This is a genomic window from Pseudomonas sp. TH43, assembly GCF_016650635.1.
GTDB lineage: Bacteria > Pseudomonadota > Gammaproteobacteria > Pseudomonadales > Pseudomonadaceae > Aquipseudomonas.
This window is the reverse complement of record NZ_JAEKFI010000004.1, coordinates 1,652,057-1,677,389: the sequence shown is the minus strand read 5'-3', so window position 1 is coordinate 1,677,389 and position 25,333 is coordinate 1,652,057. Positions and strand designations below refer to the sequence as shown.

Annotated in this window: 24 protein-coding genes; 11 read left to right on the top strand and 13 right to left on the bottom strand. The window is 60.0% G+C overall.

The window, feature by feature from the left end:
* Positions 1 to 35 precede the first annotated feature (35 nt).
* On the bottom strand, positions 36 to 857 hold the full coding sequence (gene aroE / locus JFT81_RS24030; protein ID WP_201229543.1) for a shikimate dehydrogenase: 822 nt from the start codon (positions 855 to 857) through the stop codon (positions 36 to 38).
* A 9-nt stretch (positions 858 to 866) separates the two neighbouring features.
* Positions 867 to 1,781 carry an oxygen-dependent coproporphyrinogen oxidase gene (gene hemF / locus JFT81_RS24025; protein WP_201229541.1) on the bottom strand — a complete coding sequence of 305 codons (915 nt, stop codon included), beginning with the start codon at positions 1,779 to 1,781 and terminating at the stop codon, positions 867 to 869.
* A 162-nt stretch (positions 1,782 to 1,943) separates the two neighbouring features.
* Between hemF and JFT81_RS24020 the strand changes: the two genes are divergently transcribed.
* Positions 1,944 to 2,921: a quinone oxidoreductase gene (locus tag JFT81_RS24020; protein WP_201229539.1), complete on the top strand. Its 978-nt coding sequence runs from the start codon at positions 1,944 to 1,946 to the stop codon at positions 2,919 to 2,921.
* An 89-nt stretch (positions 2,922 to 3,010) separates the two neighbouring features.
* Here JFT81_RS24020 and JFT81_RS24015 read toward each other — a convergent pair whose 3' ends face one another.
* The 3 genes from JFT81_RS24015 to JFT81_RS24005 all read right to left on the bottom strand — a co-directional run bounded on the left by JFT81_RS24015 (position 3,011) and on the right by JFT81_RS24005 (position 5,829).
* On the bottom strand, positions 3,011 to 3,568 hold the full coding sequence (locus JFT81_RS24015; RefSeq protein WP_201229537.1) for an L-threonylcarbamoyladenylate synthase: 558 nt from the start codon (positions 3,566 to 3,568) through the stop codon (positions 3,011 to 3,013).
* Between the two features lie 55 nt (positions 3,569 to 3,623).
* Complete coding sequence (dprA, locus tag JFT81_RS24010) at positions 3,624 to 4,724, bottom strand: DNA-processing protein DprA (RefSeq protein ID WP_201229535.1); 1,101 nt, start codon at positions 4,722 to 4,724, stop codon at positions 3,624 to 3,626.
* Between the two features lie 79 nt (positions 4,725 to 4,803).
* Complete coding sequence (locus JFT81_RS24005) at positions 4,804 to 5,829, bottom strand: LysM domain-containing protein (protein ID WP_201229533.1); 1,026 nt, start codon at positions 5,827 to 5,829, stop codon at positions 4,804 to 4,806.
* 159 nt (positions 5,830 to 5,988) lie between these two features.
* Here JFT81_RS24005 and def point away from each other — a divergent pair, with 159 nt between their 5' ends.
* The 5 genes from def to JFT81_RS23980 all read left to right on the top strand — a co-directional run bounded on the left by def (position 5,989) and on the right by JFT81_RS23980 (position 10,701).
* Positions 5,989 to 6,495, top strand: coding sequence for a peptide deformylase (def, locus tag JFT81_RS24000; protein ID WP_122855361.1), 507 nt, complete (start codon positions 5,989 to 5,991; stop codon positions 6,493 to 6,495).
* Between the two features lie 58 nt (positions 6,496 to 6,553).
* Positions 6,554 to 7,513 carry a methionyl-tRNA formyltransferase gene (fmt, locus tag JFT81_RS23995; RefSeq protein ID WP_201229531.1) on the top strand — a complete coding sequence of 320 codons (960 nt, stop codon included), beginning with the start codon at positions 6,554 to 6,556 and terminating at the stop codon, positions 7,511 to 7,513.
* Complete coding sequence (gene rsmB, locus JFT81_RS23990) at positions 7,510 to 8,820, top strand: 16S rRNA (cytosine(967)-C(5))-methyltransferase RsmB (protein ID WP_201229529.1); 1,311 nt, start codon at positions 7,510 to 7,512, stop codon at positions 8,818 to 8,820. The genes fmt and rsmB overlap by 4 nt, the downstream gene beginning before the upstream one ends.
* A 22-nt stretch (positions 8,821 to 8,842) precedes the next feature.
* On the top strand, positions 8,843 to 10,219 hold the full coding sequence (trkA, locus tag JFT81_RS23985; protein WP_201229527.1) for a Trk system potassium transporter TrkA: 1,377 nt from the start codon (positions 8,843 to 8,845) through the stop codon (positions 10,217 to 10,219).
* 167 nt (positions 10,220 to 10,386) lie between these two features.
* The gene (locus tag JFT81_RS23980) at positions 10,387 to 10,701 is read left to right on the top strand and encodes a tetratricopeptide repeat protein (RefSeq protein ID WP_201229525.1); all 315 of its coding nucleotides are present in this window, start codon (positions 10,387 to 10,389) and stop codon (positions 10,699 to 10,701) included.
* Between the two features lie 4 nt (positions 10,702 to 10,705).
* Here JFT81_RS23980 and JFT81_RS23975 read toward each other — a convergent pair whose 3' ends face one another.
* The 3 genes from JFT81_RS23975 to tag all read right to left on the bottom strand — a co-directional run bounded on the left by JFT81_RS23975 (position 10,706) and on the right by tag (position 12,554).
* Positions 10,706 to 10,945, bottom strand: coding sequence for a PilZ domain-containing protein (locus JFT81_RS23975; RefSeq protein WP_201229523.1), 240 nt, complete (start codon positions 10,943 to 10,945; stop codon positions 10,706 to 10,708).
* Positions 10,946 to 11,068: 123 nt separating this feature from the next.
* Positions 11,069 to 11,956 carry a lysophospholipid acyltransferase gene (locus JFT81_RS23970; RefSeq protein WP_201229521.1) on the bottom strand — a complete coding sequence of 296 codons (888 nt, stop codon included), beginning with the start codon at positions 11,954 to 11,956 and terminating at the stop codon, positions 11,069 to 11,071.
* 40 nt (positions 11,957 to 11,996) lie between these two features.
* The gene (gene tag / locus JFT81_RS23965; protein WP_201229519.1) at positions 11,997 to 12,554 is read right to left on the bottom strand and encodes a DNA-3-methyladenine glycosylase I; all 558 of its coding nucleotides are present in this window, start codon (positions 12,552 to 12,554) and stop codon (positions 11,997 to 11,999) included.
* Between the two features lie 81 nt (positions 12,555 to 12,635).
* Here tag and glyQ point away from each other — a divergent pair, with 81 nt between their 5' ends.
* The 4 genes from glyQ (at position 12,636) to JFT81_RS23945 (ending at position 17,047) form a co-directional block, all read left to right on the top strand.
* Positions 12,636 to 13,589, top strand: a complete 954-nt coding sequence (gene glyQ / locus JFT81_RS23960; protein WP_201147751.1) for a glycine--tRNA ligase subunit alpha — start codon at positions 12,636 to 12,638, stop codon at positions 13,587 to 13,589.
* Positions 13,586 to 15,640, top strand: a complete 2,055-nt coding sequence (glyS, locus tag JFT81_RS23955) for a glycine--tRNA ligase subunit beta (RefSeq protein WP_201229517.1) — start codon at positions 13,586 to 13,588, stop codon at positions 15,638 to 15,640. Before glyQ ends, glyS begins: the two co-directional genes overlap by 4 nt.
* A gap of 4 nt (positions 15,641 to 15,644) precedes the next feature.
* Positions 15,645 to 16,184, top strand: coding sequence for a D-glycero-beta-D-manno-heptose 1,7-bisphosphate 7-phosphatase (gene gmhB / locus JFT81_RS23950; RefSeq protein ID WP_201147749.1), 540 nt, complete (start codon positions 15,645 to 15,647; stop codon positions 16,182 to 16,184).
* Between the two features lie 83 nt (positions 16,185 to 16,267).
* Positions 16,268 to 17,047, top strand: a complete 780-nt coding sequence (locus tag JFT81_RS23945) for a lysophospholipid acyltransferase family protein (protein ID WP_038359576.1) — start codon at positions 16,268 to 16,270, stop codon at positions 17,045 to 17,047.
* A 168-nt stretch (positions 17,048 to 17,215) separates the two neighbouring features.
* Here JFT81_RS23945 and JFT81_RS23940 read toward each other — a convergent pair whose 3' ends face one another.
* Positions 17,216 to 18,748, bottom strand: coding sequence for a HAMP domain-containing sensor histidine kinase (locus tag JFT81_RS23940; RefSeq protein ID WP_201229515.1), 1,533 nt, complete (start codon positions 18,746 to 18,748; stop codon positions 17,216 to 17,218).
* 167 nt (positions 18,749 to 18,915) lie between these two features.
* On the opposite strand from JFT81_RS23940, the gene JFT81_RS23935 reads away from it, so the two are divergent.
* Positions 18,916 to 19,635, top strand: a complete 720-nt coding sequence (locus tag JFT81_RS23935) for a response regulator transcription factor (RefSeq protein ID WP_201229513.1) — start codon at positions 18,916 to 18,918, stop codon at positions 19,633 to 19,635.
* A 37-nt stretch (positions 19,636 to 19,672) separates the two neighbouring features.
* On the opposite strand, the gene dinD is transcribed toward JFT81_RS23935, so the two are convergent.
* From dinD to dnaN, 4 genes are all read right to left on the bottom strand, one after another.
* Positions 19,673 to 20,485 carry a DNA damage-inducible protein D gene (dinD, locus tag JFT81_RS23930; RefSeq protein ID WP_242485643.1) on the bottom strand — a complete coding sequence of 271 codons (813 nt, stop codon included), beginning with the start codon at positions 20,483 to 20,485 and terminating at the stop codon, positions 19,673 to 19,675.
* 202 nt (positions 20,486 to 20,687) lie between these two features.
* Complete coding sequence (gyrB, locus tag JFT81_RS23925) at positions 20,688 to 23,105, bottom strand: DNA topoisomerase (ATP-hydrolyzing) subunit B (RefSeq protein WP_201229512.1); 2,418 nt, start codon at positions 23,103 to 23,105, stop codon at positions 20,688 to 20,690.
* Positions 23,106 to 23,110: 5 nt separating this feature from the next.
* Complete coding sequence (gene recF / locus JFT81_RS23920; RefSeq protein ID WP_201229511.1) at positions 23,111 to 24,214, bottom strand: DNA replication/repair protein RecF; 1,104 nt, start codon at positions 24,212 to 24,214, stop codon at positions 23,111 to 23,113.
* Between the two features lie 14 nt (positions 24,215 to 24,228).
* Positions 24,229 to 25,332 (bottom strand): DNA polymerase III subunit beta, encoded by a 1,104-nt coding sequence (gene dnaN, locus JFT81_RS23915; RefSeq protein ID WP_007911887.1) that lies wholly within the window; start codon positions 25,330 to 25,332, stop codon positions 24,229 to 24,231.
* Between the last annotated feature and the right edge of the window lies 1 nt (position 25,333).

Genomic DNA, 25,333 nt, shown 5'->3' with positions numbered 1-25,333 from the left:
CTCCGCTATCGCGAGCAGGCTCACTCCTACAAGGGTTATTGCGCTAGTTGTCGGCGTAGCTCGGCCAGGACCGGTGCCGTATCCGGACGCACCCCACGCCACAAAAAGAACGCCTCCGCCGCCTGTTCTGCCAGCATCCCCAAACCATCCATCGACACCGCCGCACCCTGCTCGCTGGCCCAGCGGCAGAACGCCGTCGGCTCCTTGCCGTACATCATGTCGTAGCACAGGGTTTTGCCCGGCTCGATCAAGCTCGGCGCAATCGGCGGCACATCACCGGTCAGGCTCGCCGATGTGGCGTTGATGATCACGTCCACCGGCTCGCGCAGCCAATCAAAACCGCTGGCCGATACCGGCCCCAGGTCGCAGAACAACTCGGCCAGCAACTCAGCCTTGTCCACGGTGCGATTGGCGATGATCACCGACGCCGGTTTTTCCGCCAGCAACGGTTCCAACGCGCCACGCACTGCGCCTCCGGCACCCAGCAACAAAATGCGTTTGCCGCTCAGGCTGAACCCGGCGTTCACCGTCAGATCACGCACCAGTCCAGCGCCGTCGGTGTTGTCGCCGAGCAGCGAGCCGTCGGCCAGTTTGCTCAAGGTGTTCACCGCGCCGGCACGTTGCGCACGGGCAGTCAGGCTGTTGGCCAGACGGTAGGCGTCTTCCTTGAACGGCACGGTGACGTTGGCGCCGCGACCTTGCTGGAAAAACGCCGTGGCGCAACCAGCGAAATCTTCGAGCGGCGCCAGCAAAGTGCTGTAGTCGAGGCTTTGGCCAGTCTGTTCAGCGAACAGTTTGTGAATCATCGGCGATTTGCTGTGGCCGATCGGGTTACCGAAAACGACGTAACGATCCATCAGAAATCCTCAGGCCTCGGCCAGCCAGTCGCGGTCCTGCAGGAAATACTCGGTCAGGCGCGCTTCTTCGCTGCCGGGTTCAGCCTTCCAGTCATAGCCCCAGCGCACTTGCGGCGGCAGCGACATCAGGATCGATTCGGTACGCCCGCCCGATTGCAGGCCGAACAGCGTGCCACGGTCATAAACCAGGTTGAACTCGACGTAACGGCCACGGCGGAATTCCTGGAACTCGCGTTGCTGCGCGGTGAATGCATCGTGCTTGCGGCGCTGCACGATGGGCAGATAGGCGTCGATGTAGGCGTCACCGATGGCACGCATGAAGGCGAAACTGGTGTCGAAATCCCACTCGTTCAGGTCATCGAAGAACAGCCCGCCGATGCCCCGTGGCTCGTGGCGATGCTTGATGTGGAAGTAGGTGTCGCACCAGGCCTTGTAGCGTGGGTAGATGTCCGGCCCGAAGGGCGCGCAGGCCTGCTCGGCGACGCGGTGCCAGTGGATGCAGTCTTCTTCGTTGCCGTAATACGGAGTCAGGTCAAAGCCGCCGCCGAACCACCAGACCGGCTCTTCACCTTCCTTCTCGGCGATGAAAAAGCGCACGTTGGCGTGGGATGTCGGCACATGCGGGTTGTGTGGGTGAATCACCAGCGACACGCCGAGGGCTTCAAAACCGCGACCGGCGAGCTCCGGGCGATGGGCGCTGGCCGACGGCGGCAGGCCGCTGCCGAACACATGGGAAAAGTTGACGCCGCCCTTTTCGATCAGCGTGCCGTTCTCGATCACGCGGGTGCGACCGCCACCGCCGGCCGGCCGGGCCCAGGCGTCTTCGACGAAGCGCGTGCCGCCGTCCTCGTTTTCGAGTGCGGCGCAGATGCGGTCTTGCAGGTCGAGCAGATAGGCCTTTACGGCGTCGGTGCGGGTCGTCATGGCTTCACCTTGAATCGGGCATCACTACGCGGCGCCCCGCAGGCGGGGGTCGACGCAAATGGGCGCGTAGCATACCACCGCAAACCGGCGCGCCGCAGTTGACGAAGATCAAGCATGGGAGTTGGATAGGGGGCTTACGAAAGACCCAAGGAGAGCAGGCAGATGGCAAAGCGTATCCAGTTCCGCACCCACGGCGGCCCCGAAGTGCTCGAATATGTTGACTACGAACCCGCCGCACCCGGCCCCAACCAAGTGCGCGTGGCCAACAAGGCCATCGGCCTGAATTTCATCGACACCTATTTCCGCAGCGGTCTGTATGCGCCACCAGCCTTGCCGTCCGGTCTGGGCGCAGAAGGCGCAGGGGTTGTCGATGCAGTGGGCAGCGAGGTCACCCGGTTCAAGGTCGGTGATCGCGTGGCGTACGGCAGTGGCCCGCTGGGCGCCTACAGCGAGTTGCACGTTTTGCCTGAAGCCAACCTGGTGAAGCTGCCGGACGCAATCAGTTTTGAAACCGCCGCCGGGGTGATGCTCAAGGGCCTCACCGTGCAATACCTGCTGCGCCAGACCTATGAACTCAAGGGTGGCGAAACCATTCTGTTCCACGCCGCGGCCGGGGGCGTCGGCTCGCTGGCCTGCCAATGGGCCAAGGCGTTGGGCGTGAAGTTGATCGGTACCGTCAGCTCGAAAGACAAGGCTGATCTGGCCAAAGCCAATGGCGCTTGGGAGACCATCGATTACAGCCACGAAAACGTTGCCGAGCGCGTGCTGGCGCTGACCGATGGCAAGAAAGTCCCGGTGGTCTACGACGGTGTCGGCAAGGACACTTGGCTGACGTCGCTGGACAGCGTTTCACCGCGCGGGCTGGTGGTGAGCTTCGGGAACGCCTCGGGGGCGGTGGACGGGGTGAATCTGGGGATTCTCTCGGCGAAAGGCTCGCTGTACGTGACCCGGCCGACCTTGGCAACTTATGCCAACAATGCCGAGAACCTTCAGCGGATGGCGGACGAGCTGTTTGAGATGATCATCAGCGGCAAGATCAAGGTGGCTATCAGCCAGCGCTATTCGTTGGCTGAGGCGGCCAAAGCGCAGACCGAGTTGTCAGCGCGACGCACGACAGGTTCAACAATTCTGTTGCCTTGACCGGCCCTTTCGCGAGCAGGCTCGCTCCCACCTTTGGAACGCATTTCATCTGTGGGAGCGAGCCTGCTCGCGAATGAGGCAACTCGGTATCAGGCCGGACGCACGATGTTGCCGGTGACCAGATCGCGAATCAGGCTGGGGTTCTTGCGCCCGCCCAATTCCCCGCCCAGCACCAGATCGATCTGCCCGCGGAAATACTGCTCGACCCGCAACCGCGTGCGCGCCGCCGGCCGTCCCTGCGGGTTGGCCGAGGTCGAAATCAACGGCCCGACCATCGAACACAAATCACGCACCTGCGGATGATCGCTGACACGCAACGCCACGGTGTCATGCACACCCGTCACCCACTCCGGCAACAAGTCCTGATGCGGTACCAGCCAAGTGTTCGGCCCCGGCCAGGTACTGGCCATGCGGTCGATCCACTCTTGCGGGAAGTCTTCGAACAGGAAGTCGAATTGACGAATGTTGTCGGCGACCAGAATCAGGCCCTTGTCGACCGAGCGATTCTTGATCGCCAGCAGACGATCCACCGCTTCTTCGTTCCACGGGTCGCAACCCAGCCCCCAGACGGCTTCGGTTGGATAGGCAATCACCGCCCCGGCGCGAATCTCTCGTGCGGCTTGTTGCACACGCCAACTGTTGACCATGAAAAAACTCTCCGCAAACAGGTTTCGCGCAGTTTACCGATCTTCCCCGTAAAACCTAGCTCACCCGCGCAAGCCAGCGACCGTTTTCACACACCGCGCGACCCTCCATCTCCAATTCGGTGAGGGCTGCCAACACTTTCGGCAGCGTCCAGCCGCTACTGCCGGCCAACGCTTCGCTGGTGTGCGGCGCGGCGTGAAGCAGGGCGAGCAACGGATGGTCGACTGTCGGCGTCCCTGTGGACAACGGCAAACGCTGCCAGCCGCGCAGCGCTTCGAGGATGTGCTCGATGGTTTCCACCAGCACCGCGCCATCGCGAATCAACTGGTGACAACCCCGAGCACCGGGGTGATGGATCGAGCCGGGAATCGCGTAAACCTCACGCCCCTGTTCCGCGGCCAGCCTTGCCGTGATCAACGAACCGCTGGCCACGCTGGCCTCGACCACCAGCACACCGAGGGACAAACCGCTGATGATCCGGTTGCGCCGTGGGAAGTTGCTCGCCGTCGGTCCCGCGTCCAGCGGAAACTCCGAAAGCACCGCGCTGCCGGACGCGATCATCGCGTCGCAGAGGCGTCGATTGCGCTGTGGATAAAAGTTTTCAAGCCCAGTGCCGAGTACCCCCACGGTCAGCCCACCGACATCCAGCGCGGCTTGATGCGCAGCGGCATCAATGCCCAGCGCCAAGCCACTGGTGATGACAAAACCGGCCCCGGCGAGGCTGCGGGAAAACGCCGCCGCGGTGTCCATCCCCGGACGCGAAGCGCGGCGGCTGCCGACCATCGCCAGTTGCGGTTTTTCCAGAATCAGCGGGTCACCCGCGACAAACAGCAACGGTGGCGGGTCAGGAATCTGCGCCAGCAACGCCGGGTAATCCGGCTGATCCCACATCAGCAAATGTTGATCAGGCCGCTCTAGCCAGCGCATTGCGTGGCTGGCGCCGTCGCGCACTTCAGGGGATCTTCGCGCGTCAGCACTGGACGCCGGCAACCCCAGCGAGCGCCAGGCGCTGGCCGGAGCGCTGATGGCTTTCGACGCCGAGCCAAAGGCTTCGAGCAATTTTGCAAAACGCTTCGGGCCGATGTCCGGCAAGCGGTGCAGGCGCAAGCGCGCTTCCAGTTCCGCCGGGGAAACGGGCGTGCAGACAGACAGCATCATGGATCATCCTTGATCGTTATAAGTCCCGAACGATTCGGAACAAGCTGTGGATAACTCTGTTGGTAACTTGTTAAGCCAGCTAAGGATTTCGCACCTTGTCGAGCACCGCCAGCGAGCGCGATGCGTTGAGGACGAGGCCGTAGCTGAGTTTGTCGTAAGTGCGGAAGACCATGAGCAACCCGGCGCGTTCGTCGGGAATTTTCAGCGGTTGGCCAGTGATGCGGTCGCGCACGGTTTCGCCGGTTTTCATCACCTCCAGAACGTTGCCTTCGACCAGCCCGTCGCGTTTGCCTTTGTTCAGGGTCACCACATCCATCACGCCGATCTGGGTGACACCGCGCGGCACATCGATGATCACGCCGTTGATGCTGGTGGTGGGCGCGCTGGGCATGAAGGTCGAATTGATCGAGCGCTCTTCGCCGCTGAACAAACGGTCGCCGAGGCGCACTTCCTGCGTGGTGCGTTGCAGGGCGAGGGTGGCGACGTCGCCTTCGGTCGCGACGATTTCGCCGCCGCCAATGTCATCGGCGTTGATCCCGAGGAACTCCTTGGTCTGCGGATCGGTGTAAACCTTGCCTTGGCGGAAGATGCCGTAAACCGGCTGGTTCGGATCGAATTGGCCACGCGCGTAGATGCGGTCGCCGGTGCCGCTGAGCACGCGCTCTGCATCGCCAGCGACGATGTACGGCGCCTTGTCGAAATCCTCGACCTTGTCGACGATGCGATTGCTCAGCAGAAAACTGTTGATCGATTTCAGCGGAATGCTCGGAATCGCCTCGGCCACCGGGCTGGTGCGGATCCGCGGTGACAGCTTGATGGTGCCGCGCGACTCGCCGCGATTGAGCATCAGACGTGGCTGGCCATCGACGTAGCTGAGCGTCAGCGTGTCGCCCGGATAGATCAGGTTGGGGTTTTCAATCTGCGGATTGGCCCGCCACAACTGTGGCCACTGCCAGGGCTCGCGCAGGTATTTGCCGGAAATGTCCCAGAGTGTGTCACCCGAAACCACCGTGTATTGCTGTGGAAAACCATCCCTGAGCTGCACTTGCCCTTGCGCCACGCCGGCCGAAGCCAACAGCAGCAGGGCGAGTAGTGTTTTCCTCATGCAGTGAATCCCTTTATCATGTGCATTCGCGTGAACCGTCAGAGCCCCTGTGGCTCGCTTCTGATTTTGTAGAAGCTACGCTTCACAACGGTAGCCTGCATCTTCGGACCTGCCAGGCCATCGCCCGACTTTACTCAACATGTGCAGCAATCAAAGCCTATGGCCATTTTAAACATCCTCGAATTCCCGGACCCGCGTCTGCGCACTATCGCCAAGCCTGTGGCTGTAGTGGACGACGAAGTGCGTCAGTTGGTCGATGACATGTTTGAAACAATGTATGAAGCGCCGGGCATCGGCCTTGCCGCGACCCAGGTCAACGTGCACAAACGTATCGTCGTGATGGACCTTTCCGAAGACCGTACCGAACCGCGGGTGTTCATCAACCCCGAGTTCGAATCGCTGACCGAAGAAATGGAGCAATACCAGGAAGGCTGCCTCTCGGTGCCGGGCTTCTACGAAAACGTCGACCGCCCGCAGAAGGTCAGGATCAAGGCGCTGGACCGCGACGGCAAGCCCTATGAGCTGATCGCCGAAGGCCTGCTCGCGGTGTGCATCCAGCACGAATGCGACCACCTCAACGGCAAATTGTTCGTCGATTACCTGTCCACGCTCAAACGCGACCGGATCAAGAAGAAACTGGAAAAGCAGCACCGCCAGAACGCTTGATGCCCCTCCTTCAAAGGCTTGCTGCGGCAAGCCTTTTTCTTTTTATGAGACTCCCTTCATGACTGAGCCACTGCGCATCGTTTTTGCCGGCACCCCGGAATTCGCCGCCGAACACCTCAAGGCCCTGCTGAACAGCCCTTACGAGATCGTCGCGGTCTACACCCAACCGGATCGTCCGGCCGGTCGCGGGCAAAAACTGATGCCGAGCCCGGTCAAACAGCTCGCGCTGGAAAACAATATCCAGGTGTTGCAGCCGCCGACTTTGCGCAACGCCGATGCCCAGGCAGAACTGGCCGCGCTGAAACCGGACTTGCTGGTGGTGGTCGCCTACGGCCTGATCCTGCCGCAAGTGGTGCTGGATATTCCGCGTCTCGGTTGCATCAACAGCCATGCATCGTTGCTGCCACGCTGGCGCGGTGCGGCGCCGATCCAGCGCGCCGTGGAACATGGCGATGCCGAAAGCGGCGTGACCGTGATGCGTATGGAAGCCGGCCTCGACACCGGGCCGATGCTGCTCAAGGTCGTCACCCCGATCAGCGCTGCAGACACGGGCGGCAGCCTGCACGACCGTCTCGCCGAGATGGGCCCGCCGGCCGTGGTGCAAGCGATTGCCGGTCTGGCGGCTGGCACTCTGCAGGGCGAAGTGCAGAACGATGAACTCGCCACTTACGCGCACAAGCTCAACAAGGACGAAGCACGTATCGACTGGAGCCGTCCGGCGGTTGAGCTTGAACGTCTGGTTCGCGCCTTCAACCCATGGCCGATCACCCACAGCACCCTCAACGGTGAAGCGCTGAAAGTGCTGGCGGCGACACTCGCCGAAGGCAACGGCGCACCGGGTGAAATCCTCAGCGCCAGCAAGGACGGCCTGGTCGTCGCGTGTGGTGAACAGGCGCTGTGCCTGACCCGCCTGCAATTGCCCGGCGGCAAGGCGCTGAACTTCAGCGACCTGTTCAACAGCCGTCGTGAGAAATTCGCCGTCGGCACGCTGCTCGGCGCAGCGGTGGACGCGCAATGAACCCGCGTCTGGCCGCCGCCAAGGCACTCGCCGCCGTCCTCAGCGGCAAAGCGTCGCTGAACAGTTCGCTGCCAACACAACTGGACAAGGTCGAGGATCGCGATCGCGGCTTCACTCAGGATCTGGCCTTCGGCACCGCGCGCTGGCAGCCACGCCTGTCGGCCCTGGCGGAAAAACTCCTGCAAAAGCCGTTCAAGGCTGCAGACGCCGATGTCGAGGCATTGCTGCTGGTCGGCCTCTACCAATTGCTTTACACCCGCGTGCCGGCCCACGCGGCCATCGGCGAAACCGTCGGTTGCGCCGACAAGCTGAAAAAGCCTTGGGCCAAGGGTTTGCTCAACGCCGTGCTGCGCAACGCTCAGCGCGAAAGTGAATCGATTTTCGCCGAGCTGGAACGTGATCCGGTGGTGCGCACTGCTCACCCGCGCTGGCTGCAAAAATCCCTCAAGGCGTTCTGGCCTGAGCAGTGGGAAGCCATTTGTGAAGCGAACAACGCGCATCCGCCAATGATCCTGCGGGTCAATCGCCGTCATCACAGCCGCGATGACTACCTCGGCTTGCTGACTGAAGCGGGTATCGCCGCAACACCGTGTATTTACAGCCGCGACGGCATCATCCTCGAAGCCGCCGCCGACGTGCGCAGCCTGCCGGGTTTCGCCGAAGGCTGGATCAGCGTGCAGGACGAAGCCGCACAACTGGCTGCCGACCTGCTTGATCTGGTCCCGGGCCAGCGCGTACTCGACGCCTGCTGTGCGCCGGGCGGCAAGACCTGCCACATCCTCGAAGCCGAACCGGCGTTGGCCGGCGTGGTCGCGGTGGATCTCGAAGCCAAACGTCTGGTGCGCGTTAAGGAAAACCTTGAGCGCCTCGGCCTCAACGCCGAACTGATCGCCGCTGATGGTCGCGACACCGAGAAATGGTGGGACGGCAAACCGTTCCAGCGCATCCTGCTCGACGCGCCATGCTCGGCCACCGGCGTGATCCGTCGCCATCCGGACATCAAGCTGACCCGTCAACCCGACGACATCGTCGCCCTCGCGCAACTGCAAGGCGAGCTGCTCGACGCGATGTGGAAGACCCTCGAAGTCGGCGGCATCCTGCTCTACGCCACCTGCTCGACGCTGCCGACCGAGAACACCGAGGTCATCGCCGCATTTCTTGAGCGCACACCGGGCGCCCGTGAACTGGATCTGGCCACCACAGCCGGGATCAAGCAGCCCCATGGTCGCCAATTGCTGGCCCAGCAGGGCGGCCATGACGGGTTCTACTACGCCAAGCTGATCAAGATCGCTGCCGCGCGCGGCTAAACGGATTCAATGGAGTGACTGGATGAAAATCATCATCCTCGGTGCGGGACAGGTCGGCGGTTCGCTGGCTGAACACTTGGCCAGCGAAGCCAACGACATCACCGTGGTCGACACCGATGGCGAGCGCCTGCGCGACCTCGGTGATCGCCTCGACATCCGCACCATTCAGGGCCGCGGCTCGCTGCCATCGGTGCTGCGTCAGGCCGGTGCCGACGATGCCGACATGCTGGTGGCCGTGACCAACAGCGACGAAACCAACATGGTCGCCTGCCAGGTCGCTCACACGTTGTTCCACACCCCGACCAAGATCGCCCGGGTGCGCGAAGCGTCCTACCTGAACCGCGAAGAACAGTTGTTCCAGAACGAAGCGATTCCAGTCGACGTGCTGATCAGCCCCGAGCAAGTGGTCACCAATTACATCAAGCGCCTGATCCAGTATCCCGGTGCGTTGCAGGTGATCGACTTCGCCGAAGGTCAGGCGCAACTGGTGGCGGTGCGCGCGTATTACGGCGGGCCGCTGGTCGGTCAGCAACTGCGCCAGTTACGCGAGCACATGCCCAACGTCGAGACCCGCGTCGCCGCGATCTTCCGCCGCGACCGGCCGATCCTGCCGCAGGGCGATACGGTGATCGAGGCCGATGACGAAGTCTTCTTCATCGCCGCCCGTGAGAATATTCGCGCAGTGATGAGCGAAATGCGCCGCCTCGATGAAACCTACAAGCGCATCGTCATTGCTGGCGGCGGGCAGATCGGCGAGCGTCTGGCCGAGGCCATCGAAAGCCGTTACCAGGTGAAGATCATCGAGATGAACCCGGCCCGTTGCCGTTATCTCTCGGACACCCTCGACAGCACCGTGGTGTTGCAGGGCAGCGCCTCGGATCGCGATTTGCTGCTGGAGGAGAACATTGCCGACGCCGACATTTTCCTCGCGCTGACCAACGATGACGAAGCCAACATCATGTCGTCGCTGCTGGCCAAACGGCTGGGGGCGAAGAAGGTCATGACGATCATCAACAACCCGGCGTACGTCGACCTGATTCAGGGCGGCGACATCGACATCGCCATCAGCCCGCAACTGGCGACCATCGGCACCTTGCTGGCCCACGTACGCCGTGGCGATATCGTCAGCGTGCACTCACTGCGCCGCGGTGCGGCAGAGGCCATCGAGGCCATTGCCCACGGTGATGCGAAGTCGAGCAAGGTGATCGGCAAGCCGATTGAAAAGATCGGCCTGCCGCCGGGTACCACCATCGGCGCAATTATCCGCAACGAACAGGTGATCATCGCCCACGACGACACCGTGATCGAAGCGGGCGACCATGTGATTCTGTTCCTTGTGGATAAAAAGCATATTCGCGATGTGGAGAAGCTGTTTCATGTGGGGTTGAGCTTCTTCTGACCCAGCATGACCGGTGCCTTGACTGGCCCCATCGCTGGCAAGCCAGCTCCCACAGGTTTTCGGGTTGTTCACAAATGTGATGTACACCAGAGAATCCTGTGGGAGCTGGCTTGCCAGCGATGGCGGCGCCACAAATCTTCCCTGACACACCAGAAAAGGAATCCACCATGCTCGAATCCCTGGAAAAAATGCTCGCCAAGGGTGTGGATAACGCCCTGCTGCGCTTCGGCCTCGGCAAGGGCTATCTGGATCTTGGAGAGAATGCCAAAGCAGCCGAGCATTTCCAGCGCTGTGTCGGCTTCGATCCGAAGTATTCGGCAGCGTGGAAGCTGTTGGGCAAGGCGCACCTGGCGCTGGGCGATCACGCCGCCGCGCGACAGGCATGGGAACAAGGGCTGGAAGCGGCCCGCGCCCACGGCGACAAGCAGGCCGAGAAGGAAATGACGGTGTTTCTGAAGAAGCTTGATCGTCAGGCGCAGTGATTTTCTATAGATAGCGCAGGCCGATGCCTTCCGCATCGACCGTCACGACTTCCATACGCACGCGCGGCGCGCCTGTGGGTAAATCCTGAACCTGGCCATACACCACCGCGCCTTTGGGCAAAGAAGCCAGACGCGGATGCTGCACGTACACCCCGGTGGGCGACAGATTGCGGGTCTGGCCGAGGCATTCGCCGAAGCTGTCGTGGGTGATCTTGATGCGGAAGGATTTGCGGTGTTCGGACATCTTCATGCGCCCTTGAATGAACGAAGTTGTGGATAACCGTAGAAGCCAGATCAAGAGATCGTCCGATCGCGGCCCGAACCTTCGGCAGCTCCTGCAAGTTATCCACAGAATGTGCCAACTTCTTCAGTACCAGCGTTCTTCGCCGGGTGGACGCTTTTTGAAGCGCTTCATGCTCCACATGTATTGGCTTGGATAGGCGGCGACGTAACGCTCGACGACTTTGCTCATCGCCGCGCAGGACTCGGCGGTATCGGTGCTGTACATGGCTTCGGGTGCGGCTTCGAGGATGACTTTATAACCGGAGCCGTCGGGCAGGCGCAGCGCATGCAGGAACACGCCGACCGCTTTGCCACCGGCCAACATGTTCGGCACGAATTTGCTGGTCAGCGCTTGCGTGGCGAAGAACGGCACAAAAATCCCGGCGGATTCGGCCGGTTCCGGGTCAGCGGGAATGCCCACTGCACCACCTTTGCGCACTTCCTTGATGACGCTGAGAATGCCTTCCTTGGTCGACGCGGCAACTTTGTTGCCCAGTTGCACACGTTGCTTGCGCAGCAATTCATCCACCGCCTTGAGCTTCGGTGGACGATAGAAAATGATCGGTTTGCACTGGCTGCAATAGAAGTGGTTGAGCACTTCCCAGTTGCCCAGGTGGCTGGTGATGCCGACCACGCCTTTGCCTGAAGCCAGCGCCTCCTTGAGGACGTCGAGGCCTTCGACTTCGCGCACCAGATCGATCGAACGTTGCGCCGGCCAGATCCACGCGCAGGCGCTTTCAGTCAGCGACTTGCCGATGTCTTTCAGGCTCTGCCCGACCAGACGCTCGCGTTCGGCCGCATCCATCTGTGGAAAACACTTGGCGAGGTTGATCCGCACCACGTCGCGGGAGCGGTTGGGGGTTTTCCACATGATCCAGCCAATCGCCGAACCCACGGCCTGCACAGCCCGCCATGGCAGCAGGGCAAACAGCCGCAGAGCGCCTACCAGCAAGGCGCCTTTAAACTTTTCCACAGGTCACTCCTGATCTTGTGCGGTGCGCGAGGCGGCCATTCTAACCGCCGTTGGCCAGCTGCGCGTAGCGGTCGCAGTCCCGGGTGTGGTCCATGACCATGCCCGAAGCCTGCATCAGCGCGTAGCAAATGGTCGGTCCGACGAACGTGAACCCGGCCTTTTTCAGACCTTTGCTCATCGCCACAGCGATGGGGGTGATCGCCGGGACTTCGCTGCGATCCTTGAAATGATTGATGATCGGCGTGTCGTTGACGAACGACCAGAGGAACGTCACCGGATCCTCCAACGCCAGCCAGGCCTGGGCATTACGGCGCGCGGCATTGAGTTTGAGGCGGTTGCGGATGATCCCCGGATCGAGCATCAACGCTTCGATTTCGGCGTCGCTCATCTGCGCCACGCGTTGCACATCGAAGCCGAACAACACCTCGCGATAGCGCTCGCGTTTGCGCAACACGGTGATCCAGGACAGGCCGGCCTGGAACCCTTCGAGCAAAAGCAACTCGAACAAACCCTGCGCATCGCGTAGCGGCGTGCCCCACTCCTGGTCGTGATAAGCCATGTACAGCGGATCTTCGGTACACCAAAAGCAGCGTGGCATAAGGCTCCAGGGGGCGTGCGCAGCAATGAATCGGGTATACTCCCGCTCTTTAAATCGCAGCCCAAGAAACAGGTGAATTTCGTGAGCCAGCCTACGCCAGCCGTGCGTACCTTCCAAGACTTGATCCTCGCGCTCCAGCAATACTGGGCCGAGCAAGGTTGTGTGGTACTTCAGCCCTACGATATGGAAGTAGGCGCCGGCACTTTCCACACCGCGACATTCCTGCGCGCCATCGGCCCGGAAACCTGGAACGCCGCGTACGTGCAGCCAAGCCGCCGTCCGACTGACGGCCGTTACGGCGAAAATCCGAACCGTCTGCAGCACTACTACCAGTTCCAGGTGGTCCTGAAGCCGAACCCGGACAACTTCCAGGAACTGTACCTGGGCTCCCTCAAGCATGTCGGCCTGGACCCGTTGGTCCACGACATTCGCTTCGTCGAAGACAACTGGGAATCGCCGACCCTCGGCGCCTGGGGTCTGGGCTGGGAAGTCTGGCTGAACGGCATGGAAGTGACCCAGTTCACTTACTTCCAGCAGGCGGGCGGCATCGAGTGCTACCCGGTGACCGGCGAGATCACTTACGGTCTCGAGCGTCTGGCCATGTACCTGCAAGGCGTGGATTCGGTCTACGACCTGGTCTGGGCTGACGGCCCGATGGGCAAAGTCACCTACGGCGACGTGTTCCACCAGAACGAAGTGGAGCAGTCCACTTACAACTTCGAACACGCCAACGTCGATAAGCTGTTCGAACTGTTCGATTTCTATGAAAGCGAAGCCAAGCGCCTGATCGAACTCGACCAGCCGCTGCCGTTGCCGAGCTACGAAATGGTCTTGAAGGCGTCGCATACCTTCAACCTGCTGGATGCGCGCCGGGCAATCTCGGTGACCGCGCGTCAGCAATACATTCTGCGCGTACGCGCTCTGGCGCGTTCCGTTGCGCAAGCCTACCTGCTGGCACGCGCCAAGCTGGGCTTCCCGATGGCGACCCCGGACCTGCGTGACGAAGTACTGGCCAAGCTGGAGGCAGCACAATGAGTGCGCAAGATTTTCTGGTTGAACTGGGCACCGAAGAACTGCCACCGAAAGCCCTGAACACCTTGGCTGAGGCGTTCCTCGCCGGTATCGACAAGGGCCTGCAAGCCGCTGGCCTGAACTACGAGACCAAAACCGTCTACGCCGCGCCGCGTCGTCTGGCTGTGCTGATCACCGCGCTGGCCACCCAGCAACCTGATCGCAGCATCAACCTTGACGGCCCGCCACGTCAGGCGGCGTTCGACGCTGATGGCAATCCAACGCAAGCAGCCCTGGGCTTCGCCAAGAAGTGCGGCGTTGATCTGAGCGAAATCGATCAGAGCGGCCCGAAACTGCGCTACAGCCAGAGCATCGCCGGCAAGCCGACCGCAAGCCTGCTGCCGACCATCGTCGAAGATTCGCTGAACGACCTGCCAATCCCGAAACGTATGCGTTGGGGTGCGCGCAAGGAAGAGTTCGTGCGTCCGACCCAATGGCTGGTGATGCTGCTCGGTGACCAGGTCATCGACTGCACCATCCTCGCGCAGAAGGCTGGCCGTGATTCCCGTGGTCACCGCTTCCATCACCCGGAAAGCGTGCGCATCGGTTCGCCGTCGAGCTACCTCGCTGACCTGCGTGCCGCTTACGTACTGGCCGACGCCAACGAGCGTCGCGAGATCATCAGCAAACGCACCGAAGAGCTGGCTACCCGCCAGGAAGGCACGGCAATCGTGCCGCCGGCACTGCTCGACGAAGTGACCGCGCTGGTTGAATGGCCGGTGCCGCTGGTGTGCTCGTTCGAGGAACGCTTCCTCGATGTGCCGCAAGAAGCGCTGATCACTACCATGCAGGACAACCAGAAGTACTTCTGCCTGCTGGATGCCGATGGCAAGTTGCTGCCACGTTTCATCACTGTGGCCAACATCGAAAGCAAAGACCCGCAGCAGATCATCGCCGGTAACGAGAAAGTGGTTCGCCCACGCCTGACCGACGCCGAGTTCTTCTTCAAGCAAGACAAGAAGCAGAAACTCGAAGAATTCAACCTGCGCCTGCAGAACGTGGTGTTCCAGGAAAAACTCGGCAGCGTCTACGACAAGGCCGAGCGCGTATCGAAACTGGCTGCGTACATCGCCGCGCGCATTGGCGGCAACGCCTCGTGGGCTGCCCGCGCTGGCCTGCTGTCGAAGTGCGACCTGGCCACCGAAATGGTCGGCGAGTTCCCGGAGATGCAAGGTGTTGCCGGTTACTACTACGCCCTCAATGACGGCGAGCCGGAAGACGTCGCGCTGGCGCTGAACGAGCAATACATGCCGCGCGGTGCCGGTGCTGAACTGCCGGCGACCCTGACCGGTGCAGCCGTTGCGATCGCTGACAAGCTCGACACCCTGGTCGGTATCTTCGGTATCGGCATGCTGCCCACCGGCAGCAAAGACCCGTATGCCCTGCGCCGTGCGGCACTCGGCGTGCTGCGTATCCTGATCGAGAAGAAACTCGATCTCGACCTGAACGACGCCGTGGCCTTCGCCGTGAATGCGTTCGGTGCCAAGGTCAAGGCTGCCGGCCTCAACGAAGCCGTGCTGGAATTCATCTTCGACCGTCTGCGGGCGCGTTACGAAGACGAAGGCGTCGATGTCGCCACTTACCTGTCGGTGCGTGCCCTGAAGCCGGGTTCGGCGCTGGACTTCGACCAGCGTGTGCAAGCGGTGCAAGCTTTCCGCAAACTGCCGGAAGCGGCAGCGCTGGCGGCGGTGAACAAGCGTGTATCGAACCTGTTGAGCAAAGTCGAAGGCTCGGTACCGAGCGTGGTCGAAGCCAAGTACTTCGACAACGCCAACGAGTTCTCGCTGTACTCGGCGATCCAGCAAGCGGATCAGGCTGTCCAGCCGATGGCTGCGGCGCGCCAGTACAACGAATCGCTGGCACGTCTGGCGGCATTGCGCGAGCCGGTCGACGCGTTCTTCGACGCGGTGATGGTCAATGCAGACGACGCCAATGTACGGGCCAACCGTTACGCGCTGCTGGCGCGTCTGCGTGGCTTGTTCCTCGGTGTTGCCGACATTTCGCTGCTGGGTTGAGGGATTGCTGTTGAAACTGCTGATTCTCGATCGGGACGGAGTGATCAATTACGACTCCGACGCTTACATCAAGTCAGTCGCGGAGTGGATTCCGTTGCCCGGCTCGATCGAGGCGATTGCGCAGTTGAGCAAGGCCGGCTGGACGGTGGCGATCGCCACCAACCAGTCGGGCATTGCTCGCGGCTACTACGACCTCGCCACCCTCGACGCCATGCACGCGCGCCTGCGCGAGTTGGTGGCGGAGCAGGGCGGTGACGTCGGGCTGATCGTGTATTGCCCGCATGGGCCGGACGAGGGCTGCGATTGCCGCAAACCGAAACCGGGGATGTTGAAAACCATTGCGGCGCATTACAACGTCGACCTGGCCAATGTCTGGTTCGTCGGCGACAGCCTTGGTGACCTGGAGGCCGCCAAAGCCGTCGATTCACAGCCAGTTTTGGTAAAGACCGGGAAAGGCGCAAAGACTCAGGGCAAAACCCTGCCGGTTGGCACTCTGATTTTTGACGATCTGGCGGCGATTGCCGCAGAACTTATCCACAACTAGAGTACTTCTGAAATTCCTGACCAGGGATTGATCGGGAGTGCGCTTGAACACTCGGGCATTGCCCCGTAACGGTAAACGTCACTATGTCGATACTGCGGGCCATCAGAATTTTTCTCTTTTACCTGCTGCTGGGCACCACCTCCCTGCTGTGGTGCAGCTTGAGTTTTTTTATCGCGCCGTTTTTGCCATTCAAGGCGCGCTATCGTTTTATCAACGTGTACTGGTGCCGTTGCGCCTTGTGGTTGACCAAGGTGTTCCTCGGTATTCGTTACGAAATCAAAGGCGCGCAAAACGTGCCTGACCGGCCCTGCGTGATTCAATCGAACCACCAGAGCACTTGGGAGACGTTCTTTCTCTCTGCTTATTTCTCGCCATTGAGCCAGGTGCTCAAGCGCGAATTGCTCTACGTGCCGTTTTTCGGCTGGGCCATGGCCATGCTGCGGCCGATCGCGATTGATCGGGACAACCCGAAAGCGGCGCTCAAGCAAGTCGCCGCCAAAGGTGATGAGCTGCTCAAGGACAACGTTTGGGTACTGATCTTCCCCGAAGGTACACGCGTACCCTACGGCACCGTCGGCAAGTTTTCCCGCAGTGGTAGCGCTTTGGCGGTGAATGCGGCGCTTCCCGTGCTGCCGATTGCACACAATGCCGGCAAGTTCTGGCCGAAAATCGGTTGGGGCAAGAAGTCTGGTGTGATCACCGTGGTCATTGGTGAACCGATGTACGCCGAAGGCACTGGCCCGCGCGCCATCGCTGAGTTGAACGACCGGGTGCAAGCCTGGAACGAGAAGACTCAGCGCGAAATGGGTTCGCTACCACCCGCCCCGCAGGCACCTGCTGCAAATGATCAAATCGCTGTCTGAGATTTTGTGGATAAGCTGTGTACGGTTTTTCTGAAAAGGCTTGAATCTTGATATTAAGTAATTGATTTACTTATATATTTCTCAAGCTCATAAAAGACCGTAAAAGGTGCATAAGTTTTTTTCGGATGTAAAAAAACCGGCTGATATAGCCGGTTTTTTTGTGCCTGTTCACTCGGGGATCAGCGGTAATTCAAGCAGGAACGTGGTGCCTTGATCGACCACGCTGCGGCATTCGATCCGGCCGCCGTGGTGATCGACCACGGCTTTGACCATCGACAGGCCCAGCCCCACGCCATCGATGCCTTGAGCGGAGGAAAAGCGTCGGTACTGGCTGAACAGATCGGGTAGTTCTTCGGCGGCGATGCCTTTGCCTTGATCAATCAGCTCGCAGCGGAGCCATTCCTCATGGCAACTGATGCGCAGCTGAATTCTGGTATCCGCGGGGCTGTACTTGATGGCGTTTTCCAGCAAATTGAACAGCGCACGGGTCAGCAATCCCTGATCGGCCATTATCAATCGTTCCTGAGATTGCTCATCCATGTCATGGAGCAGTTCGATGCGGTTCTGTAGGGCGATCGGCAGGGCCTGGTCGAGTACATCCAGCACCAGCATCGCAAACAGACTGGGCTGAAAGTGATAAGCCTCGGACTCAGCCCTCGCCAGCAAGACGAATCCATCGGTGAGGTCCAGTGCTCGGCGCACTTGCCGTTCAATCTGCTCGAACAATGGCGCGTCCGCACCAGCCTGATGACGATGTACATCAAGCAGCGCGAGGATCGCCGAATGCGGTGCGCGAAGATCGTGCGACAGGAAGCGCAGCAACACTCCGCGTTGTTCCTCGGCGGCGCGTTCGGCGCTGAGGTCGGTAAGGCTCAGCAGCCAGCCGATTGGTGTGTCACCGTCCACCGGCAGCAACGCAGCACGTTCAAGACGCAGACTGCGTTCCTTGTGGTCACGAAACTCCAGCAACGGCAGGGTTGATAGCTGCGGGCGCGGCTCTGTGGATAATTCCGGATAGCCCAGCACCGCCAGTTGATCGAGAACGTCGTTGCCCACCAGCGCGCTGTCGAACAGATCCCGCGCCTTGCGATTGCCGAGCAGAATCCGCCCCTTGGGATCGCTGATCAGCGTGGCGACGGGCAAGTATTCCAAACCATCAGCGATAAACCGCCGGGTGTCACGGGTGCGGCTCATGGCTTGCTCAAGGGCCATGATCTGACCCTGCAAACGATCAGCGCCAGTAAACTGCGTGCGGCGGCGTTCGGGAAAGACTTTTGGCTCGCTGTCCAAACGTGTCAGCTCCCAGCCGAAGTAGGTCAGTACCACGCTGAGGCGTCGCCAATTCCAGATCAGATAGCCGAACAACATGCCCAGTACTGCCGGCGTCGGTGACCACCAGCGGCGCGTCTCCGCCAGACCCGCACTGGTCAACAGCACGCAAGCCATGCCGATCAGCGTCACCCAAAGCGCCCATCGCGGACGCCAGAGCAATAGGCCCAGCACACACGCCACCAGACCGACCGACAATAACGCCCCAATACCGGGAGCCACATCGAGCAAGTTGATCTGCGCGCGATAAGACAGCAGCGCAGTCAGCGGCAACAGCACTAGACTTATCCACAACCACTCGCGCACCAACTGGCGAAACAGGCGCTGTACCTGGCTGGGCTCACGGCTTTCACGCCGACGCGTGTTATTCATGGGGAAAAATGGCAGGGCAGGTGAATGCTTTCATGGGCCGCAGGTCTGAGTCATGACCCGAAGAATCATAGCGGACGTCGACCAACGGCGGGCCGCTTACTTTCATCGCAATGGCCGAGCGACTATGGTTGACCGCCAACTGCCCAAGCAACAAGGAACCACCGCGTATGCGCGTTGCAATACTGGACGACGAACCCGCCGAACTGCGCCGGGTCGAGCAGACCCTGCAACAGATGGCCGATGCTGGCGGACAACCCTGGTCGCTGCACAGCTTCGAGCGCGGTGAAGACCTGCTGAGGCAACTGCGCCGGGAAACCTTTGACCTGCTGATCCTCGACTGGCAATTGCCCGACCTCAGCGGCCTGGCCCTGCTGCGCTGGACCCGCGAGCACATGGAAGCGCCACCGGCGGCAATCATGCTGACCAGTCGCGATGGCGAGAGCGATATCGTTCAGGCGTTGAATGCGGGGGCTGATGATTACGTCAGTAAACCGTTTCGACCGAATGAGCTGAAGGCGCGGGTGGCAGCGGTATTGCGTCGACACAGCCAGCAACGTGCGGCAGCGACGGAAGTGCTGAGCTTCAATGATCTGACCTTTGATGACGCTGAACTGACCGTCACTCGCGAGGGAAAGCCGATTGTCATGACCGAGCGTGAGTACCGACTGGCGCGGTGTCTGTTCAGCAATCTGGGCCGGCCGTTGTCACGGGATTATCTGTATGAGCGGTTCTGGCCGCATGAGGAGATGGCGTCGTCGCGGCCGCTGGATACGCATATTTATCGGCTGCGGAACAAGCTGGGGCTGACGGCGGATCGAGGGTGGCAGTTGTTGACGATTTATGGGTATGGGTATCGGTTGGAGAGTGTGGCGTCGAACTCGCAGTAATGGTTCTGGCCGTTTCACTCTTCTTCGGCGCGACCCTTCAATTTTTTGATCGCAGATTCCAACTGCTTGATGCTGGTAGCCGGCATTGGAAGCTCCTCTGGCATGGTGCCGCCAAGTTCGGAAATGGTTTCTCTGACTTTTCGACCAACCTGCAAGTGAACTTCGTTAGCTTGTTGTTTGCCCTGAACATTGTCGCGACGCAATTTATCTTCAGCCTGAGTCGCTCGAAATAAATTAGCGGCCAGTTCAGTCGAGCCCATGTGATCAAGAATTTTTGGCTTTTTTTGAGGCCTTTGCGCTGGTGGATCGCTTTCTGATCAAGTCCTCCGTAGAGCCCTTGATATCCATGATTCTGGAAAACGGCGAAATCCAATTCTGTCTCAACGCCTGCCTGCTGTGCCGTTTCAACCAGAAGCTTGTTGTGCTCGCGCAACTCATTGCGCAGCAGCAAACGCTTCTGATCGTCCCTTAGACTTTGAAATTCGGCATCGTCTGTCAGCTCTTGACGTCGGGTCTGAATCGCAAAGTAGGTTTGCCCTGCGGCGATGACGGGCTTGGATGGATCTCCGTTCTGGACAACTAAATAGCAGGCATAGCGGGAGAGGTGAAAATCCTTCAGTTCTCGCAGAGAACCAGACCCCAAGGAGACCATTTTGCTGGCTTCAACAAAATGGTCGGATACCGAATGATCACCGTGTTCACAAGCCTGTATAGCCTTGGCGATAACGTTCTCGAAGTTACGCCACGTTCTGTATTCCAGCAGCGGGGCAAGGTCTCGGGCAGACCAGTACTCCACTCCACCGTCGGTTCGGTACTTGAGGCCTTCAAACGTCTGATGCTGTTCGCTCAACGGTAAATCCTCTACTGGATGAATAAGTCGAAAGTAGCCAGACAGAGCGTTGCACTGACGCGAGGAGTTATCAATCCGGAAAACATGTACATACAAATCATGACGCAGACTTGTATGTATGGAGGGATGCTTGAAAACGTAAAAACCCCGATGAGCCAAAACTCACCGGGGTTTTATTTACTTCAAGTCCGAACAGAATTCTTTAGAAATCCAGGTTCGAAACCGCCAGCGCATTGCTTTCGATGAATTCACGGCGAGGTTCGACCGCATCACCCATCAGGGTGTTGAAGATCTGGTCTGCGCCAATGGCGTCTTCGATGGTGACTTTCAGCATGCGGCGCACGCTTGGGTCCATGGTGGTTTCCCACAGCTGATCCGGGTTCATTTCGCCCAGACCTTTGTATCGCTGGATAGTGTGGCGCTTGGTGCTTTCAGCCATCAGCCAGTCCAGGGCTTCCTTGAACTCGGTGACCGCTTTTTTGCGCTCGCCACGCTGGATGTACGCGCCTTCGTCGAGCAGGGTGCTCAATTGAGCGCCCAGGGTGACGACGGTTTTGTAGTCGTTGCTGCCGAAGAAGTCGCGGTTGAAGGTGACGTAGTTCGACAGGCCGTGGGAGATCAGCTCGACCTCTGGCAGCCACACGCCACGTTCACGATCTTCACGCAGGCTGGCCTTGTAGACCAGACCGGACTTCTCGTTGGTGCGCAGACGAACCTCGTACTGAGCCAACCAATCTTGCATCGCTGCATGATCGCCAAGCGTTTCCAGGCTGACGGCCGGCAGGTAGATGAAGTGCTCGGTCAGTTCCTGCGGGTACAGGCGCGACAGACGCTTGAGGGTCTTCATCACCATGCGGAAGTCATTCACCAGACGTTCCAGCGCTTCACCGGAAATGCCCGGGGCTTCTTCGTTCAGGTGCAAGCTCGCATCTTCCAGGGCCGACTGCGTCATGTACTCTTCCATGGCATCGTCGTCTTTGATGTATTGCTCTTGCTTCCCTTTCTTGACCTTGTACAGCGGCGGCTGGGCGATGTAGATATAGCCGCGCTCGATCAGCTCAGGCAACTGACGGAAGAAGAAGGTCAGCAGCAGGGTACGGATGTGCGAACCGTCGACGTCAGCATCGGTCATGATGATGATGTTGTGATAACGCAGCTTGTCGATGTTGTACTCGTCGCGACCGATACCGCAGCCCAATGCGGTGATCAGGGTGCCCACTTCCTGGGAAGAGATCATCTTGTCGAAACGGGCTTTCTCGACGTTGAGGATCTTGCCCTTCAACGGCAGGATCGCCTGGGTCTTGCGGTTACGTCCCTGCTTGGCAGAGCCGCCCGCGGAGTCACCTTCCACGAGGTACAGTTCGGACAGCGCCGGGTCTTTTTCCTGGCAGTCAGCGAGCTTGCCCGGCAGGCCGGCGATGTCCAGAGCGCCTTTGCGGCGAGTCATCTCACGGGCTTTACGCGCAGCTTCACGGGCACGGGCGGCGTCGATCATCTTGCCGACGACCAGCTTGGCTTCGTTCGGGTTTTCCAGGAGGAAGTCGGAGAAATACTTGCCCATCTCCTGCTCGACCGCAGTCTTCACTTCGGAAGAGACCAGCTTGTCTTTGGTCTGCGAGCTGAACTTCGGATCCGGTACTTTTACCGAGATAATCGCGGTCAGGCCTTCACGGGCATCGTCACCGGTGGTGGCGACTTTATGCTTCTTCGCCAGGCCTTCGGCTTCGATATAGGTGTTCAGGTTACGCGTCAGTGCCGAACGGAAACCCACCAGGTGAGTACCGCCGTCGCGCTGCGGAATGTTGTTGGTGAAGCACAACAGGTTCTCGTTGAAGCTGTCGTTCCACTGCAGGGCGATTTCCACGCCGATGCCGTCTTCACGCTGGATGTTGAAGTGGAACACCTGGTTGACCGGAGTCTTGTTGGTGTTCAGGTATTCGACGAATGCACGCAGGCCGCCTTCGTACTTGAACAGCTCTTCCTTGCCGCTGCGCTCATCCTTGAGGACGATACCCACACCGGAGTTGAGGAAGGACAGTTCACGAATGCGCTTGGCCAGGATGTCCCAGCTGAAGTGAATGTTCTTGAAGGTTTCGCTGGAAGCCTTGAAGTGGATCTGGGTGCCGGTGGTTTCGCTGTCGCCAACGATGGCCATCGGCGCCTGAGGTACGCCGTGGACGTAGGTCTGTTCCCAGATCTTGCCGCTGCGGCGAACGGTCAACACCAGTTCTTCGGACAGCGCGTTCACTACCGAAACACCTACACCGTGCAGGCCGCCGGATACTTTGTAGGAGTTGTCGTCGAACTTACCGCCAGCGTGGAGGACGGTCATGATGACCTCGGCGGCGGAAACGCCTTCCTCTTTGTGTACGTCTACCGGGATGCCACGGCCGTTATCTTTTACGGTGATGGACTCATCCGGGTGGATGATGATGCTGATGTCGTCGCAGTGACCGGCGAGGGCTTCGTCGATCGAGTTGTCGACCACTTCGAATACCATGTGGTGCAGACCGCTGCCATCGTCGGTGTCACCAATGTACATACCGGGACGTTTGCGTACGGCATCCAGGCCTTTCAGCACTTTAATGCTCGTTGAGTCGTACGTATTTTCTTCGCTCAATGCCTTCACTCCCGATGGTCGTGGGTCTGGGTGATACGGCCCTGTTCCACGTGGAACAGAGCGACTGGCGTTTCCGTCTGCCAGCCTTCCCTCAATAATTCGTGATCTACACAGGTGATAAAAACCTGGCAGCGTAAGTCTTCCAGCAAGCGGCACAGCGCGCGACGGTGGCCCTCGTCCAGCTCGGACGGCAAGTCATCCACCAGATAAATACACTGACCGCGACGGGCCTGGCTGACCAGATGCCCCTGGGCAATTCGCAGGGCACAGACCACCAACTTCTGCTGACCCCGGGACAAGATGTCCGCGGCGTTGTGTGCGCCCAATCTAAGACGCAAATCAGCCCGTTGTGGCCCAGCCTGGGTATGGCCCATTTGCTGATCCCGTTGCAGGGACCCGGCAAGTACGGCGCTCAATTCACGGTCTTTGTCCCAGCCTCGGTAATAGCTGAGCGTCAAACCTTCGAGCTCAACCAGTTCACTCAAGGTTTGTTCAAAGACTGGTTTCAAGGCTTTGATGTAAGCGCGGCGGTATTCATCTATTTCAGCGCTGGCCTGGCACAGTTCTCTGTCCCAAACCGCTTGCGAAACGGCGTCAAGTGTACCATGCCGCAGCCAGGAGTTTCTCTGGCGCAAGGCCTTCTGCAAACGCTGCCAGGTGGCCATGAAGCGCGGCTCGACGTGGAACACGCCCCAGTCGAGAAACTGCCGGCGAATCTTCGGCGCACCTTCAAGCAAGCGAAAGCTGTCGGGGTTGATCAACTGCAGTGGCAGAATCTCCGCCAGTTGCGCGGCGCTGCGGGCATTTTGGCCGTCGATTCGGATCTGGAACTCGCCCTGACGGTCGCGCGAGATGCCCAATGCGCTATGGCCACCCTCGGCCAATTCGACCTGACCGAACACGGTACAGGCGAGCTGTTCGTACTGGATGACCGGCAAAAGCCGCGTGCTACGAAACGAACGGGCAAGCCCCAGCAGATGAATGGCTTCCAGAACACTGGTTTTGCCGCTGCCGTTGGCGCCGTAAAGAATGTTGATGCGGGGGGAGGGGGAGAAGGTCACCGGGTGCAGATTGCGCACCGCGGTGACCGAAACACGACTTAAGGACATCCAGGGTCAGCTGATTACAGACGCATCGGCATGACAACGTAAGCCGAATCGTCGTTATCGGACTCTTGCACCAGCGCACTGCTGTTGGAGTCGGACAGAATCAGACGAACCTGCTCGGTGGTCATCACGCCCAGCACGTCGAGCAGATAGCTGACGTTGAAGCCGATTTCCAGCGAACCGCCGTTGTATTCAACGCCCACTTCTTCTTCCGCTTCTTCCTGCTCCGGGTTGTTGGCCTGGATCTTCAACTGACCGCTGGCCAGTTGCAGCCGGATACCACGGTACTTCTCGTTGGACAGAATCGCGGTACGGCTGAACGCTTCACGCAACGCCTGACGATCGCCCAGTACCAGCTTGTCGCCGCCCTTCGGCAGCACGCGCTCGTAGTCCGGGAATTTGCCGTCGACCAGTTTCGAGGTGAAGGTGAACTCGCCGGTGGTCGCGCGAATGTGGTGCTGACCCAGGACGATGCTGACGTTGCCGTCCGGCTCGGTGAGCAGACGCGCCAGTTCGAGAATACCTTTGCGCGGCACAATCACCTGATGGCGATCGGGCTGGCCGATATCGGCTTTCATCGAGCACATGGCCAGACGGTGACCGTCAGTGGCCACAGCGCGGATGATGCCTTCGGAAACTTCCAGCAGCATGCCGTTGAGGTAATAACGCACATCCTGCTGGGCCATGGCGAAGCTGGTGCGTTCGATCAAGCGGCGCAGTTTGCTTTGCTCAAGGCTGCAGGTCAGCGAACCCGGGCCTTCTTCAACGGTAGGGAAGTCGTTAGCCGGCAGGGTCGACAGGGTGAAACGGCTACGGCCGGCCTTGACCACCAGCTTCTGCTCGTCGACCTTGATGTCGATCAGGGCATCGTTGGGCAGGCTTTTGCAGATGTCCATCAGCTTGCGCGCAGGCACGGTGATGGAACCTGTTTCGGCCGGCTCTTCAAGTTGCACACGACCGACCAGTTCGACTTCAAGGTCAGTACCGGTCAGCGACAGTTGCTGGCCTTCGACTACCAACAGCACGTTGGAGAGTACCGGCAAGGTCTGTCGGCGCTCGACGACGCCTGCGACCAGTTGCAGGGGTTTCAACAGGGCTTCGCGTTGAATGGTGAAATGCATG